General features: G+C 68.7%; 15 protein-coding genes. 1 reads left to right on the top strand and 14 read right to left on the bottom strand.

Annotation, left to right across the window (positions count from 1 at the left end):
* Positions 1-62: 62 nt before the first annotated feature.
* Positions 63-404, bottom strand: a complete 342-nt coding sequence (locus V6M56_RS07840; protein WP_332682635.1) for an HU family DNA-binding protein — start codon at positions 402-404, stop codon at positions 63-65.
* Between the two features lie 239 nt (positions 405-643).
* On the opposite strand from V6M56_RS07840, the gene V6M56_RS07835 reads away from it, so the two are divergent.
* On the top strand, positions 644-1,885 hold the full coding sequence (locus V6M56_RS07835; protein ID WP_332682633.1) for a flavin-dependent oxidoreductase: 1,242 nt from the start codon (positions 644-646) through the stop codon (positions 1,883-1,885).
* A gap of 24 nt (positions 1,886-1,909) precedes the next feature.
* On the opposite strand, the gene V6M56_RS07830 is transcribed toward V6M56_RS07835, so the two are convergent.
* The 13 genes from V6M56_RS07830 to xdhB form a co-directional block, all read right to left on the bottom strand.
* Positions 1,910-2,284 carry a PilZ domain-containing protein gene (locus V6M56_RS07830; RefSeq protein ID WP_332682631.1) on the bottom strand — a complete coding sequence of 125 codons (375 nt, stop codon included), beginning with the start codon at positions 2,282-2,284 and terminating at the stop codon, positions 1,910-1,912.
* A 113-nt stretch (positions 2,285-2,397) separates the two neighbouring features.
* Positions 2,398-2,856, bottom strand: coding sequence for a cupin domain-containing protein (locus tag V6M56_RS07825; RefSeq protein ID WP_332682630.1), 459 nt, complete (start codon positions 2,854-2,856; stop codon positions 2,398-2,400).
* A 135-nt stretch (positions 2,857-2,991) separates the two neighbouring features.
* On the bottom strand, positions 2,992-3,690 hold the full coding sequence (locus tag V6M56_RS07820) for an ABC transporter ATP-binding protein (protein WP_332682629.1): 699 nt from the start codon (positions 3,688-3,690) through the stop codon (positions 2,992-2,994).
* A gap of 3 nt (positions 3,691-3,693) precedes the next feature.
* Entirely contained in the window at positions 3,694-4,443 is a 750-nt protein-coding gene (locus V6M56_RS07815; RefSeq protein ID WP_332682627.1) for an ABC transporter ATP-binding protein, read from the bottom strand.
* Positions 4,440-5,435, bottom strand: a complete 996-nt coding sequence (locus tag V6M56_RS07810) for a branched-chain amino acid ABC transporter permease (RefSeq protein WP_332682626.1) — start codon at positions 5,433-5,435, stop codon at positions 4,440-4,442. Before V6M56_RS07810 ends, V6M56_RS07815 begins: the two co-directional genes overlap by 4 nt.
* On the bottom strand, positions 5,432-6,358 hold the full coding sequence (locus V6M56_RS07805) for a branched-chain amino acid ABC transporter permease (RefSeq protein WP_332682625.1): 927 nt from the start codon (positions 6,356-6,358) through the stop codon (positions 5,432-5,434). The genes V6M56_RS07810 and V6M56_RS07805 overlap by 4 nt, the downstream gene beginning before the upstream one ends.
* 97 nt (positions 6,359-6,455) lie before the next feature.
* Positions 6,456-7,643, bottom strand: coding sequence for an ABC transporter substrate-binding protein (locus V6M56_RS07800; protein ID WP_442881106.1), 1,188 nt, complete (start codon positions 7,641-7,643; stop codon positions 6,456-6,458).
* A gap of 247 nt (positions 7,644-7,890) precedes the next feature.
* On the bottom strand, positions 7,891-8,967 hold the full coding sequence (locus tag V6M56_RS07795) for a BMP family ABC transporter substrate-binding protein (protein ID WP_332682624.1): 1,077 nt from the start codon (positions 8,965-8,967) through the stop codon (positions 7,891-7,893).
* 34 nt (positions 8,968-9,001) lie between these two features.
* Positions 9,002-9,925, bottom strand: a complete 924-nt coding sequence (locus V6M56_RS07790) for an ABC transporter permease (protein ID WP_332682623.1) — start codon at positions 9,923-9,925, stop codon at positions 9,002-9,004.
* Positions 9,922-10,959: an ABC transporter permease gene (locus tag V6M56_RS07785; protein WP_332682621.1), complete on the bottom strand. Its 1,038-nt coding sequence runs from the start codon at positions 10,957-10,959 to the stop codon at positions 9,922-9,924. The genes V6M56_RS07790 and V6M56_RS07785 overlap by 4 nt, the downstream gene beginning before the upstream one ends.
* A gap of 31 nt (positions 10,960-10,990) precedes the next feature.
* The gene (locus V6M56_RS07780) at positions 10,991-12,550 is read right to left on the bottom strand and encodes an ABC transporter ATP-binding protein (RefSeq protein WP_332682620.1); all 1,560 of its coding nucleotides are present in this window, start codon (positions 12,548-12,550) and stop codon (positions 10,991-10,993) included.
* Positions 12,534-13,400, bottom strand: coding sequence for a xanthine dehydrogenase accessory protein XdhC (xdhC, locus tag V6M56_RS07775; RefSeq protein WP_332682618.1), 867 nt, complete (start codon positions 13,398-13,400; stop codon positions 12,534-12,536). Before xdhC ends, V6M56_RS07780 begins: the two co-directional genes overlap by 17 nt.
* On the bottom strand, positions 13,397-15,553 hold a 2,157-nt coding region (gene xdhB / locus V6M56_RS07770), incomplete at its 5' end, for a xanthine dehydrogenase molybdopterin binding subunit (RefSeq protein WP_332682616.1). The genes xdhC and xdhB, both read right to left, overlap by 4 nt.

Genomic DNA, 15,553 nt, shown 5'->3' with positions numbered 1-15,553 from the left:
GCGGCGCGCGCCGGTCAAGCAGCAGCGGCAGCAACCGGTGCTGCCGCTGCTCGCCAGACCACTCAGGCGACGGCGTCGGCGAGGTCCTTGGTGACCTTGAACTTCACGACGGTCTTGGCGGGAACCTTGATCATCGCGCCGGTGGACGGGTTGCGGGCTTCCCGGGCTTCGCGCTTGGCCGCCGCCAGCTTGCCGACGCCGCCGAGCGTGACGTCGCCACCCGACTTCAGGGTCTTGGCGACGACACCGGCGAGCGAGCCGAGAATGGCGGAGACATCGGCCTTGGTCTTGCCGGTCTCGTCGGCGATGGCGGCGATCAGTTCGTTCTTGGTCATACAACCCTCCTGGAAAAACGATGATGAAAGTGACTTCACACCGGCGCCGCTCTTGAGAGGCCGGAGCATCGCGGCGAATCGGAGCGCTATCGCGCGCGAACTCGCCGTGTCGCATGGCTGCCATCCAAAAACGACAGCATTGGGCCTAGATACGCACAGAATATGGCTTCGTTCCGCCAAAAAAAGCACTTGGGCAGTTCAGGGGGCTCCGGCTGCACCGGCCGAGGACCGATTGACAAGCTTCGGCTTGATATTTCAAGCTTGAAATAATCAGGGCTTGAAATAGTCAGGGGTGGGGCGGAGCGCGCATGAAGGTCATCATCGTTGGCGGCGGCATTGGCGGTCTCACGCTGGCGCTCATGCTGCACGCGCGCGGCATCGCGGCGACGGTCTATGAGCAGTCGGGCGATATCCGCGAGGTCGGCGTCGGCATCAACACGCTGCCGCACGCCATTCGCGAGCTCGCCAAGCTCGACCTGCTGCCGGCGCTCGACAAGGTCGCGATCCGCACCCGCGAGCTGATCTACATGAACCGCTTCGGGCAGACGGTCTGGCGCGAGCCGCGCGGGGTGCATGCCGGCTCGCCGGTGCCGCAGTTCTCGATCCATCGCGGCCGGCTCCAGGGGGTGATCCGCGATGCCGTGGTGGCGCGGCTCGGGCCCGATGCCCTGCGCTGCGGCCGGCGCCTGCAGGGCTTCGCCCAGGATGAGGGCGGGGTCACGGCGCATTTCGCCGATTCGCGCCGCGGCGAGGCCGGCGAGACCGCGCGTGCCGATCTGATGATCGCGGCCGACGGCATCCACTCGACCGTGCGCGCCCACTACTTCCCGGATCAGGGCCCGCCGCACTGGAACGGCGTGCAGATGTGGCGCGGCGCCTGCGACTGGCCGGTGTTCCTCGACGGCGAGAGCATGATCATCGCCGGCGGCATGGCCGGCAAGCTGGTGCTCTACCCGATCGCGCCGGGCGCGACGCCGGGCACGCGGCTGACCAACTGGGTGGTCAATATCCGCACCGGCGATCCCGCCAGGCCGCCCCCGAAGGAAGCCTGGTCGAAGCCCGGCCGGCTCGAGGACGTGCTGCCCTTCGCCCGCCGCTTCACGGTGCCGGACGTCGACGTCCTCGCCTTGATCCAGGCGACGCCGGGCTTCTGGGACTATCCGATGTGCGACCGCGATCCGCTGCCGCGCTGGACGCATGGGCGGGTGACCCTGCTCGGCGATGCCGCCCATCCGATGTACCCGGTCGGCTCGAACGGCGCCTCGCAGGCGATCCTCGATGCGCGCTGCCTGGCCGACCTGCTGGTCAGGGCCGAGCACCCGCGCCAGGCGCTGTCCGCCTATGAGGCCCAGCGCCTGCCGGCGACGGCCGAGATCGTGGCGATGAACCGGGCGGGCGGGCCGGAACGCGTCATCGACGCCGTCGAGGAACTGGCGCCGAACGGCTTCGACGATGTCGAGCGCGTGCTCTCCTATGCCAGGCGCGAGATGATCGTGAAGACCTATGCCGGCAAGGCCGGCTTCGCCAAGGAACAGCTGGCGCGGCGATAATGGGCGCCGCGAGGCGGGGGGCGTTCAGCCTTCGGTGAGCTGGGCGATCCGCGCCTTCAGGGCCGTGTTCTCCTGCTCGAGACGCTTCAGCCGGCGCACGAGATCGAGCGGGACGGGATCCTTGTCCGGCCTGCCCGCGCCGGTGAACTCGACGCCCTGGCGCGCGCCGTCGTGCCAGCGCGCCCGGACCATGCGGCTCTCGCGCTTCAGCGGAAAGTAGAGCTCGAACAGTTCGGGCGTGGCGACGGCATCGGAGAGCACGAGCAGCGCCCCCTGCTCCGAGAGGTTTCTGACGGTGCAGTCCAGCGTCGACTGGCGCTGGTTGAAGATGATCTGCGCGCCGATGAAGGTGCGGTTGCGGGCTTGCAGGCGGCGCTCTGTCGTTCCGGCGGCGGGCATCGACCTAGCCTTCTTGCTGGTTGCGGTCCAACCATGCGCCCGCGAGCGGCTCCTGACACGCATAAGCCCCGGTTAACCCTAATGCCGGGGCTGGGGCCAGGAGCGCGCTTGCCTCAGCCCGCGTCGGGCGGCGGCGGCAGGAAGTCGATCTCGTAGCGCGCCGCCAGGGCGACGACCTCGGCGGGGTTCTGTTCCTTCATCGAATGGATCGCCCAGAACAGATCGTAGAGCCGGCCCGTCGGCGCGACCCAGAACAGGCACTTCACCGGCGCGTCGCTCTTGTTGAACAGCCCGTGCGGGACATTGCGCGGCAGCCGGATCAGGTCGCCCGGCAGCGCGTGCGATTCCTGGCCGTCGAGCACGAGGTCGAGCCGGCCCTCCAGCATGTAGATGAACTCTTCCTGGGTCGGATGGATGTGCGGCGGCACGAAGGTGCCGGGCGGGAAGGTGGCGTGCCAGGAGAAGCTGCTCTCGGTCAGCATCTTGGGCACATAGGTCTGGCCCAGGATGTTCCAGGTAATCGCGTCGAGGCCCTCATTGGCGCGGGTCACGCCGGCGGTCAGCGGCTTCATGGTCGGTTCTCCATCGTCGGCTCCGGATGAGTATCCCGTCATTGCGAGCGAAGCGAAGCAATCCGGAAGGTCTCGCTCGACATTCCCCGGATTGCTTCGTCGGCTTCGCCTCCTTGCAATGACGGCAGGCGGTTCTCAAAGATTCAAGAAGCGGTCCTTGACCGCGCTATCGCTGCGCAACTCCTCGCTCGAGCCGCGCCAGACGACGCGGCCTTTCTCCAGCACGATATGCCGGTCGGCGATCCGCGCCAGCGCGTCGACATTCTTGTCGATCACCAGGATCGACTCGCCTTCGGCCTTCAGCGCCGCGAGGCAGGACCAGATCTCCTGGCGGATGATCGGGGCCAGCCCCTCCGTCGCCTCGTCGAGGATGACGAGCTTCGGATTGGTCATCAGTGCCCGGCCGATCGCCAGCATCTGCTGCTCGCCGCCGGAAAGCTGGTTGCCGCGATTGCCGCGCCGCTCCTTCAGCCGCGGCAGGAAGGCGTAGAGCCGCTCCAGCGTCCAGCGCGGCTTGCCGAAGCGGCTGGCGGCCGTCGCGATCAGGTTCTCCTCGACGGAGAGCGTCGGGAAGATCTGGCGGCCTTCGGGCACCAGCCCGATGCCGGCCTGGGCGAGGCGGAAAGGCGCGCTGCCGGTCAGGTCGATGTCATTGAGGCTGACCCGCCCGGCCCAGGGCTTGATCAGGCCCATGATGGCGCGGATCGTCGTGGTCTTGCCCATGCCGTTGCGGCCGAGCAGCGTCACCACCTCGCCGGCGCCGACGGCAAGATCGACGCCGAACAGGATCTGCGCCTCGCCATAGCCGGCATCGAGCCCCTCGACCGTCAGCACGGTTCAGCCCTCCTCGCCGAGATAGGCTTCGCGCACGGCGGCATCCGCCCGCACCGCGGCCGGCGCGCCGGAGGCGATGACCCGGCCATAGACCAGCACGCTGACCGTGTCGGCCAGCGCGAAGACTGCCGCCATGTCGTGCTCGACCAGCAGCATGGCGTAGCGCCCCTTCAGGCTGGCGAGCAGCTCGATCAGCCGCTCGCCCTCCTCGCGGCCGACGCCGGCGAGCGGCTCGTCGAGCAGGATCGCGGCCGGCTCCAGCGCCAGCGCCATGGCAAGTTCCAGCGCCCGCTTTTCGCCATGCGAGAGCCGCCCGGCCAGGACCTGCGCGCGGTCGATGAGCCCGACGGCCTCCAGCGCCGCGCGGGCAGGGCGGTTCAGCCGCTCGTCGCGCGCCGCATTGCGGAACAGCGAGAGCGGGTGCGCCGCCTTGGCCTGAACGCCGAGCGCGACGTTCTCCAGCACCGTCAGCGAGGCGATGGTCGAGGTGATCTGGAAGGTGCGGGCGAGACCACGGCGAGCCCGCTTCTCCGGCGTCAGCGCCGTGATGTCCTGGCCGCGGAAGCGGATGGCGCCGCTGTCGGGCGTCAGCATGCCGGAGATCTGGTGGACGAGCGTCGTCTTGCCGGCGCCGTTGGGCCCGATCAGCGCATGCAGCTCGCCCGGTGCGAGGCTCAGGCTGACATCGTCCGTCACCTTGAGCGCGCCGAAGGATTTGCGCACGGATTGCAGGGCGAGCACCGGTTCGCTCATGCCTCGCGGTCTCCGCCGAGCCGGCGCAGCATGCCGACGATGCCGCCGCGGGTGAACAGCACGAAGAGCACGATCAGCGGCCCGAAGATCACCCGCCAGTGCTCGGTCAGGTGCGACAGCGCGTCCTCGGCGATGAGATAGGCGATGGCGCCGATGATCGCACCGTGCAGCGAGCCGACGCCGCCGAGCACGGCCATGAAGATCAGCTCGCCCGAGCGCTGCCAGGACATGAAGGCCGGGCTGACGAAATCGGTGTGATTGGCGAGGAAGAAGCCGGACAGTCCGGCGATCATCCCGCTGATCACATAGGCGACGAGGCGGATGCGGGTGACGTCGAAGCCGGTGACCGACACCCGGACTGGGTTTTCGCGCGCCGCGCGCAAGGCGCGCCCGAAGCGCGAGGCGACCAGGATGCGGACCAGGACGTAGCAGCCGATGAGCGCGGCGAGCACGCAGTAGAAGAGGCCGCTGCGGCTCGAAAACAGGTCGAAGCCGGCAACGGTGCTCTTGCTGTAGAGCGTCAGCCCGTCATCGCCGCCATAGGCCGAGAGCGCCTGGGCCAGGAAATAGACCATCTGGCCGAAGGCCAGCGTGATCATGATGAAGGTGACGCCGCTTGTGCGCAGGCAGACCGCCCCGGTGACGGCGGCGAAGAGGGCGCACAGGCCGAGCAGCACCGGCAGGATCACCAGTGCGTCGCCATGGCCCTCGGTGATCATGATGCCGGTGACATAGGTGCCGATGCCGAGGAAGGCGGCATGGCCGAAGGAAACCAGCCCGCCGACGCCGAGGATCAGGTCGAGCGAGAGCGCCGCGATGGCGAAGATCATCGCCCGGGTCAGCAGGCGCAGCCAGGCGGCCGGCATGCCGAGATCGGCCGCGAACGGTGCCAGCGCCAGCGCCGCGAAGAGCAGCACGGGCAGCAGCAGCCTGCCGCGCCGGCGCGGGGCCGGGCTTGCCGCCGTCTCGGCCAGCGCCGGTGCCGCGCTCATGTCCGGCCCCGGGAGGGCAGCAGCCCCTCCGGCCGGACGAAGAGCACCACCGCCATCAGAAGGTAGATCAGCATCGAGGACAGGGCGGCGCCGGTGGCGCGGGCGGAAGGGGCGCTCATGAACAGGCGCAGCAGGTCGTTCATGAAGGAGCGGCCGAGCGTGTCGACCAGGCCGACGATCAGGGCCGCGACGAAGGCGCCGCGGATCGAGCCGATGCCGCCGATGACGATGACGACGAAGGCGAGGATCAGCACGGTGTCGCCCATGCCGGGCTCGACCGAGAGGATCGGCGCCGCCATCGCCCCGGCGAAGCCCGCCAGCATGGTGCCGAAGGCGAAGACGATCATGAACAGCTTGCGGATGTCGACGCCGAGCGCCGAGACCATCGGCGCGTTCGAGGCGCCGGCGCGCAGCAGCATGCCGGTGCGGGTGCGGTCGACGACGAACCAGAGCAGCAAAGCGACGCCGAGGCCGGCGCCGATCAGCGCGAAGCGATAGGTCGGGTAGAGGATGCCGTCCAGCAGCGGGACATTGCCGGAGAGGAATTCGGGCAGCGGCACGGAGAGCGGCGCGGCCCCCCAGATGATCTTGACGCCCTGATTGAGCAGCAGGATCAGCCCGAAGGTCGCCAGCACCTGGTCGAGATGGTCGCGTTCGTAGAGATGGCGGAAGACCAGGAATTCGAGCGCCAGCCCGAACGCCAGCGCCGCCGCCAGCGCGAGCACAAGCCCGAGCACGAAGCTGCCGGTGAGCGAGACGAAGGTCACCGCCAGATAGGCGCCGAGCATGTACTGCACGCCATGCGCCAGGTTGATGAAGTCCATCACCCCGAAGACCAGTGTCAGCCCCGCCGCCACCAGGAACAGCAGGATACCGAATTGGAGCCCGTTCAGGATCTGGACGATGAGGAGGCCGGTGGTCATGGCAAAGTCGCCCCGTCATGCTCGGGCTTGACCCGAGCATCTCTTGCAGGAGATCCCCGGGTCGAAGCTGCGCTTCGCCCGGGGATGACGCTTCGCGTCACTTCAGCGCGCAATCCTTGGCGTGCGGGTCGGCATAGTCCGTGAACACCTTCTGGGCGATCTCGGTCTGGAACTTGCCGTCCGGCCGCTTGGCGACCTTGACCAGGTAGAAGTCCTGGATCGGGTAGCCATTGGTGTTGAACTTGAACTTGCCGCGCAGCGAGGTGAAGTCCGCCTTCTTGATGGCGGCGCGCAGCTTGTCCTTGTCGCCGGTGCCGCCGGCGGCCTTGACCGCCGAGTCGATCAGCAGCGCGGCGTCATAGGCCTGCATGGCATAGGAGCCGGGCACGATCTTGAAGGCCGCCTCATAGTCCGCGACGAACTTCTTGCTCTGCGGATTGTCCATGTTCGGCGCCCAGGTCATGCCGCCGAACAGGCCGACCGCCGCGTCCTGCTGCGCCGGCAGGGTCGATTCATCGACCGTGAAGGCGGAGAGGAAGGGAATCTTGCCCTGCAGGCCGGCCTGCGACCACTGCTTGACGAAGTTGACGCCCAGCCCGCCGGGCAGGAAGGCGAAGACGACGTCGGGCTTGGCCGAGGCGATCTTGGCGAGCTCGGCCGAGAAGTCGAGCGAGGACAGCGGGACATAGACCTCGTCGATGACCTCGCCCTTGAAGTGGTTCTTGAAGCCGGCGAGCGAGTCCTTACCCGCCTGATAGTTCGGCGCGATGATGTAGGCCTTCTTGTAGCCTTGGTCCTGCGCGTACTTGCCGAGCACCTCGTGGACCTGGTCGTTCTGGTAGGAGGTCACGAAGAAGTTCTGGTGACAGCCCTTGCCGGCGAGCGTCGAGGGGCCGGCATTGGGGCTGATCAGGAAGGCGCCGCTGTCGAGCACCGGCTTGGCGATGGCGCCGAGGATGTTCGAGAACACCGGGCCGACGACGAAGTCGACCTTGCCGCCCTCGACGAAGCTGCGGACCTTGCCGACCGCGACATCGGGCTTCAGCTCGTCGTCGATCACCGTGATCTGCACCGGTACGCCGCCGAGCTTGCCGCCGTTCTTGTCGACCGCGAGCTGGAAGCCGTCGCGGACCTGCTGGCCGAGCGCTGCCGCCGGCCCGGTCAGCACGGCGACGACGCCGATCTTCAGCGGCTCCTGCGCCTGGGCGCCGGAGAGGCTGAGCGCGACGATGCCGGCGCTGAGCGACAAGGTCGATTTCAATGTCGTGGCGAACTTCAGTGTCATGTCGGATGTCCTCCCGGGACCTTTTGGAAGCCGTCTGCGGAAGGGATCCCCATCCCGGCCCGCGCAGCGTCACGGCCATATTGTTTCAAGCTTAAAATATCTGCAAGGGGTGCGGGGCAGGGAATTTTCGAGCGCGGACCGCTTGCGTCATTCTCGGGCGAAGCGAAGCGCAGACCCGAGAATCTCTGTCAGGAGATGCTCGGGTCAGGTCCGAGCATGACGCGAACGGCCAGTTGGGGGCGCCGCCTTACGCCTGCACGCCGTCGACATACCAGTCCATCTTGGACAGCATCTCGTCGCTCGCCGTCTCGCCGGCCTTGAGCCGGACCACGCCCTTCTGGTCCTTGAGCTCGCCGGTGAAGGGGTGGAGCGTTCCGGCGATGATGCCCTTCTGGAGCTCGTCGGCGGCGGCGCGTGCGGCCGGCGTCACCGCAGCGTTGTAGGGCGCCATCTTGACCATGCCCTCCTTGAGGCCGCCCCAGATATCGCCAGTCTTCCAGCTCCCGTCCATGACCTCCTTGACACGCTTGATGTAGTAGCCCGACCAGTCGTCGACGATCGCGGTGAGGTGGGCTTTCGGCGCGAAGGCGCTCATGTCGGAGGCCTGGCCGAAGGCGAAGACGCCGCGCTGCTCGGCCGCCTGCAGCGGGGCGGCGGAATCGGTGTGCTGGGTGATCATGTCGGCGCCCTGGTCGATCAGCGCCTTGGCGGCGTCGGCTTCCTTGGCCGGGTCGTACCAGGTCGAGGCCCAGATCACCTTGGTCTTGAAATTGGGGTTCACCTTCTTCGCCGCCAGATGGAAGGCGTTGATGCCCATCACCACCTCGGGGATCGGGAAGGAGGCGACATAGCCGGCCTGGCCCGATTTCGACATATGCCCGGCGATGGCGCCGATCACGGCGCGCCCTTCATAGAAGCGGGCATTATAGGTCGCGACGTTATCGGCGCGCTGATAGCCGGTGGCGTGCTCGAACTTGATCTTCGGGAACTGCTTCGCGACCTGGATCGTCGGGTTCATGAAGCCGAACGAGGTGGTGAAGATGAGCTGGTTGCCGGCCTGGGCGAGCTGGCGGATGGCGCGCGCCGCGTCCGGCCCCTCGGCGACGTTCTCGATGAAGCTGGTCTTGATCTTGGCGCCGTATTCCTTCTCGAGCGCCAACCGGCCCTGGTCATGGGTCCAGGTCCAGCCATGGTCGCCGATCGGGCCGACATAGATGAAGCCGATGCCGAGCGGCGCCTGCGCTTGCGCTCCGCCGAGGAGCGGCAGCGCCGAGGTTGCGGCCGCGCCGGCGAGCAGCGTCCTGCGGGTGATGATGGTCGACATGTGTATGCTCCCCGTTATTTGCTTGCGGCGTCGCTCAGGACGCCGGGAAGGGCTTGCCAAGGCAGGAAGGCGCGTTGCGCCCGCCGGTCCTCTTTCCTAGCGACATCATCGTCAGAACCACAATCGTCGCAAGGTAGGGGGTCATCGCCAGCACCTCCGGCGCGATCCAGTTGACGCCCGCCGCCTTGGCCTGCAATTCGAAGGTCGCGACCGCGCCGAAGAGATAGGCGCCGAGCAGCAGCCGCCCCGGCCGCCAGGCGGCGAAGACGACGAGCGCAAGCGCGATCCAGCCGCGCCCGGCGGTCAGCCGGTCGGCCCACATCGGCGTCAGCGCCAGCGAGAAATAGGCGCCGCCCAGGCCCGCCAGCGCGCCGCCGAAGGCGGTTGCCGCGGTGCGGATGGCGAGCACGCGATAGCCGATCGCATGGGCGGAATCGGCGTTCTCGCCGACCGCGCGCAGGATCAGGCCGGCCCGCGTGCGGCGCAGGAACAGGCTGACGCCAAGCACCAGCAGCAGCGAGAGATAGATCAGCGCATCATGGCCGAAGACGAGGCGCAGCCAGGGATGCGTCGCGAAATCTGCCGGAAAGATCGGCCCGAGCCGATGGATGGTGCGGCCGACGAAGCCGGCGCCGAACAGCGAGGAGACGCCGACGCCGAAGATCGTCAGGGCGAGGCCCGTCGCGACCTGGTTGGCGCCGAGGCCGAGCGTCAGCAGGGCGAAGATCATCGCGGCGAGGAGCCCGGCCAGCGCCGCCGCAACGAGCCCGAGCGTGACGCTGCCGCTGCCATAGGCGACCGCGAAACCGGTGACCGCGCCGCACAGCATCATGCCTTCGACGCCGAGATTGAGCACGCCGGCCTTCTCGGTGACGAGTTCGCCCAGCCCCGCCAGCAGGATCGGCGTCGCCGCCGCCGCCAGCGTCATGAAGATCGAGACGAGGATGACGCTGGTCATGGCGCGGCCTTCGCCGGGCCACGGCGGAGGACGAGCCGCCAGCGTACCAGCACATCGGTTGCGAGCAGGAAGAACAGCAGCATCGCCTGGAACATGCCGGTCGCCGCCTGCGGCAGCCTGACCGTGCTCTGCGCGATCTCGCCGCCGACATAGGTGACCGCCAGCACCAGCCCGCCGAAGACGATGCCGACCGGCGAGAGGCGACCGAGAAAGGCGACGATGATCGCGGTGAAGCCGTAGCCGACCGGGAATTGCGGGGTGAGCTGGCCGAACGGGCCTGCCGCCTCGAACAGGCCGGCGAGCCCGGCGAGCCCGCCGCCCGCGAGCAGCGCCGCCCAGGTGACGCGGTCGGCGTCGAAGCCGCCATGACGGGCGGCGGCCGGCGCGCGCCCGACCACCCTGACGGCGTAGCCGGCGACGGTCTTGCCCAGCACGAACCAGGCGGCGAGCGCCAGCAGCAGCGCGACGGGGATGCCGAGATGGACGAGCGAGCCCTCGGCCATCGCCGGCAGTGTCTGATCGGCGCTGAACATCCTGGTCTGCGGGAAGTTGAAGCCTTCCGGATCCTTCCAGGGGCCGCGCACGAGGTAGTAGAGGAACTGGATCGCGACATAGCTCAGCATCAGGCTGGTCAGGATCTCGCTGACCTGCAGCCGGACCTTGAGGAAGGCGGGGATCGCCGCCCAGGCGGCGCCCCCGAGGATGCCGGCGAGCGCCATGGCGGGCAGGATCCACCAGCCGGTCATGTCATGGGTGAGCAGCGCCACGCCGGTGCCGGCGATGGCACCCATCACATATTGCCCCTCGGCGCCGATGTTCCAGACATTGGCGCGGAAGCCGATGGCGAGGCCGAGCGCGATCATCACCAGCGGCGCCGCCTTGACGCCGAGATCGGGCCAGCGCTGCGGCTCGATCAGCGGCGTGACGAAGATCGCCTGCACCGCCCGCACGCCGTCATAGCCGATCGCGCCGAAGACGATCATGCCGGTCGCCATGGTGAGCGCAATGGCGATCAGCGGGCTCAGATAGAGCATCGCCCGGCTCGGTTCGCTCCTGGGGCGCCATTCAAGCATGGGCGTGGTCCGCTGCGGCGGCCTCGCCGTGGACGCCGCCCATCAGCAGGCCGATCTCCTCCAGCTTCAGCCCGGCGACCGGCCGTGCTTCCGACAACTGGCCGTCATTGATGACGCAGAGCCGGTCGGCCAGTTCGAGCAGCTCGTCGAGATCCTGCGAGATCACCACGATCGCCGAGCCTTGCGCCGCCAGGTCGACCAGCGCCTGCCGGATCGCGGCCGCGGCGCCGGCATCGACGCCCCAGGTCGGCTGTTCCACGACCAGGACCTCGGGCTGCTGGCCGATCTCGCGGCCCATGATGAACTTCTGCAGGTTGCCGCCGGAGAGCGCCCCGGCCAGCGCCGCCGGCCCGCTGGTGCGCACGTCGAAGCGCTGGATCACCGCGCTTGCATAGGCGTCGACCGCGCCTTGCCGGATCAGGCCGGACGGCGCCAGCGGCAGGCGATGGCGCGCGGTCAGCACGACATTCTCGGCGAGCGAGAACTCCGGCACGGCGGCATGGCCGTTGCGCTCTTCGGGCACGCAGGCGAGGCCGGCCGCGCGCCGGGCGCCGGCATCGGCATGGCCGATCGGCCGGCCGTCGAGCTTGATGGCGGCGTCCGAAGCGGCGCGGCGCTCGCCCGACAACGCCATCAGCAGCTCGGCCTGGCCGTTACCGGCGACCCCGGCGATGCCGAGGATCTCGCCGGCATGGGCGGTGAAGCTGATGCGCTTCAGGCGGGTGCCGAAGGGCGGCTCGCCCGGCATGTCGAGCCGGTCGACCGCGAGGCGCGGACGGCGCGCCTCGCCGGACGGCGCCGGGCGCTCGATGTTCTTGAGCTCGGAGCCGATCATCAGCTCGGCCATGCGCCGCGTCGTCTCGCGGCGCGGGTCGCAGGTCGCCACGACGCGCCCGCCACGCAGGATGGTCGCGGCCTCGCACAGGGCTTTGATCTCGTGCAGCTTGTGGCTGATGTAGAGGATCGAGCAGCCCTGTGCCGCGATCCGGCGCAGCGTGTCGAACAGCCGCTCGACCTCCTGCGGCGTCAGCACCGAGGTCGGCTCGTCCATGATCAGCAGCTTCGGCTTCTGCAGCAGGCAGCGCACGATCTCGATCCGCTGGCGCTCGCCGACCGAGAGCGTGTGTACTTCGCGGTCGGGGTCGAGCGGCAGCGAATAGCTGTCGAGGATCGCCCTGATCCGCTGCTTCAGCTCCTCCGCCGGGACCTTCTCGTCGAGCCCGAGCGCGATGTTTTCCAGCACCGTCATCGCGTCGAACAGCGAGAAATGCTGGAAGACCATGCCGATGCCGAGCCGGCGCGCCGCCTTGGGCGAGGGGATTTCGACGGGGCTGCCATCCCAGCTGATCTCGCCCTCGTCGGCGCGCTGCACGCCATAGATGATCTTGACCAGGGTCGACTTGCCGGCGCCGTTCTCGCCGAGCAGCGCATGGATCTCGCCCGGCCGCACGCCGAAGCTGATGTCCTGATTGGCCTTCACGCCCGGAAAGCTCTTCGAGACATGGGCGAGCGCCAGACGTAAGGGGGCCGTCTGTTCAGGCGGCTGCGTCATGGTCGCCCCGGTCTCCGTCTGGCGCTGCGGCGCCCTTCCTCGCGAAGGCCGCCTTCCTGCCAAGCAAGCAACGCACCAGCTCGGCTGCCGTCAAGGCCGCGATCACCTCCGGACGCTTGTCATGCACATCCGATCCACCGATCGGGCAGGTCAGCCCTTCAAGCGCGGTGCTCGCCGGGTGCCGGCGGCGAAAGCTGGCCTCGAACCGCGCGCGCTTGGTGCCCGAGCCGATCATGCCGACATAGGCCGCATCGCCGCGCAGCAGCGCCGTCTCCACCAGCCGGTAGTCGAGGGCATGGCTGTGGGTCAGGACGACGAAGGCGGAGTCAGGCGCCGCCGCCGCCAGCGCCTGTTCGGGATCGTCGAGCTCGAGGCAGGCGAGGTTCTCCGGCAGCCCCTCGAACTGGCCCGGCCGGTCGTCGACGAGCGTCACCGCGAGCGGCAGAAGCGACAGGCAGCGGGCCAGCGCCCGGCCGGTATGGCCGGCGCCGAAGATCAGGACCTGCGGCCGGGCGGCGCTCGCCTTCGCTTCGCTGGCGCGCAAAGCCGCGAGATCGGGCGGCGTGGCGCGCGCGAGAGCGACCTGCACGCGCCCGCCGCAGCACTGGCCCATTTGCGGGCCGAGCGGAATCTCGACGCGGCGCGCCGGCTCGCCGCTGGCCAGCATCTCTCGGGCGAGATCGATGCAGTGAAATTCGAGCTGGCCGCCGCCGATCGTGCCGGCGGTCCCGGTGGCGCCGACGATCATCGCCACGCCGGTCTCGCGCGGCGTCGAGCCCTGCGCCCGCGCGATCCGGACCAGGATGGCGCCGTCGCCGAGAGTGACGGCGAGGAATTCGGCGGGGCTCATGACAGTGCCTCCCGGCCCGCCGCCTGCGCCCGCACGCGCTCGACCGCGTCCAGTACGCGCTCCGGCGTCGCCGGCGCGTCGAGACGGGGGCAGATGCGATGATCGCCGACGCTGGCGACCGCGTCCGAAAGCGCATGCAGCACGCTGATCGCCAGCATCAAGGGCGGCTCGCCGACCGCCTTGGAGCGGTGGATCGTATGCTCGCGATTGGGCGCGTTCTCCAGCAAAGCGACGTTGAAGATCCGCGGCCGGTCGGAGGCGACGGGGATCTTGTAGGTCGAGGGCGCGTGCGTCGCGAGCCGGCCCTTATCGTCCCAGACCAGTTCCTCGGTGGTCAGCCAGCCCACGCCCTGGACGAAGCCGCCCTCGATCTGGCCTCGGTCGATCGCCGGGTTCAACGAGTTGCCGCAATCGTGCAGGATGTCGACGCGTTCGACCTTGTACTCGCCGGTCAGCGTGTCGACCGCGACCTCGGCGGCGGCGGCGCCATAGGCGAAATAGTAGAACGGGTGGCCTCTGCCGGCCTCGCGGTCCCAATGGATCTTCGGCGTCGCATAGAAACCGGTGGCAGAGAGCTGGACGCGGGCCATATAGGCCGCCTTCGCCAACTCGGCGAAGCCGATTTCGCGCGCACCGATCCGGACGCGGCCCGGCAGGAAGGCGATGGCGTCGGGCTGCTCCTGCCAATGCTCGGCCGCGAAGGCGGTAAGCCGCGCCTTGATCGTCTCGCAGGCGTCGAGCGCCGCCATGCCGTTGAGGTCCGAGCCGGAGGAGGCGGCCGTCGCGGAGGTGTTGGGCACCTTGCCGGTCGTCGTCGCGGTGATCCTGATCTGGCCGAGGCCGATCCCGAAGGCCTGGGCCGCGACCTGCGCCACCTTCTGGTAGAGCCCCTGGCCCATCTCGGTGCCGCCATGGTTCAGCGCAACCGTGCCGTCGGTATAGACATGCACCAGCGCGCCGGCCTGATTGTACCAGGTCGCGGTGAAGGAGATGCCGAACTTGACCGGGGTCAGCGCGATGCCGCGCTTGATCACCGGGCTTTCGCGGTTGAACGCGCGGATCGCCTGCTGCCGGGCGCTGTAGTGGCAGTCGCGTTCCAGCTCGTCGATGATCTCGCCGGCGATCATGTCCTCGACCGGCTGGTGATAGGGCGTGATCGCGCGCTCCTCGCCGCCATAGAGATTGCGCTTGCGGACCTCGAGCGGGTCGAGCCCGGTGGCGTAGGCGATCTCCTCGATGAAGCGCTCGGCCCCGACCATGCCCTGCGGCCCGCCAAAACCGCGGAAGGCGGTGTTGGAGACCGTATGGGTGCGCAAGGGCTCGGAGCGGGCGCGCACCGCCGGGTAGAAATAGCAGTTGTCCATATGGAACAACGCCCTGTCCGTCACCGGGCCGGAGAGATCGGCATTCCAACCGCAGCGCGCGGCATAGGCGGCATCGACAGCGCGGATTCTGCCCTCGTCGTCGAAGCCGATCTCGTAGTCGACGACGAAGTCGTGGCGCTTGCCTGTGATCATCATGTCGTCGTCACGGTCGGGCCGGAGCTTGACCGGGCGGCCAAGCTTGCGGGCGGCAAGCGCCGCGACGCAGGCGAAGAGATTGGCCTGCGTCTCCTTGCCGCCGAAGCCGCCGCCCATGCGCCTGACCTCGACCGTGACCGCATGGGCGCCGATGCCGAGCACGGCCGAGACCATGTGCTGGACCTCGCTCGGATGCTGGGTCGAGGACAGGACCAGCATGTCCTGGTCCTCGCCGGGAATGGCGAGGGCGATCTGGCCTTCGAGATAGAAATGGTCCTGCCCGCCGATCGCCATCGTGCCTTTCAGCCGGCGCGGGCTGCTCGCGAGCGCAGTCGCCACGTCACCGCGTTCGAGCTTCAGTGGCTGGGTGACGAGGTCGCCGCCGGCAGCGCGCGCGGTCGCGACGTCGAGCAGGGGAGGCGCCTCCTCATAATCCGCCTGCGCCAGCGTCGCAGCGTGGCGGGCCTGCTCGCGCGTCGTCGCGATCACGGCGAAGAGCGGCTGGCCGTGATGCAGGATCCTCTCCGTCGCAAAGACCGGCTCGTCGTGCTTGTGCGTCGAGGAAATGTCGTTCTGGCCGGGGATGTCGGCGGCGGTCAGTATGCCGAGCACGCCGGGTGCGGCCGCGACCGC

It is taken from the genome of Allobosea sp. (assembly GCF_036675845.1).
Lineage (GTDB): Bacteria > Pseudomonadota > Alphaproteobacteria > Rhizobiales > Beijerinckiaceae > Allobosea.
Note: the sequence above shows the minus strand (reverse complement) of the source record. Positions and strands in the feature narration are given on the sequence as shown.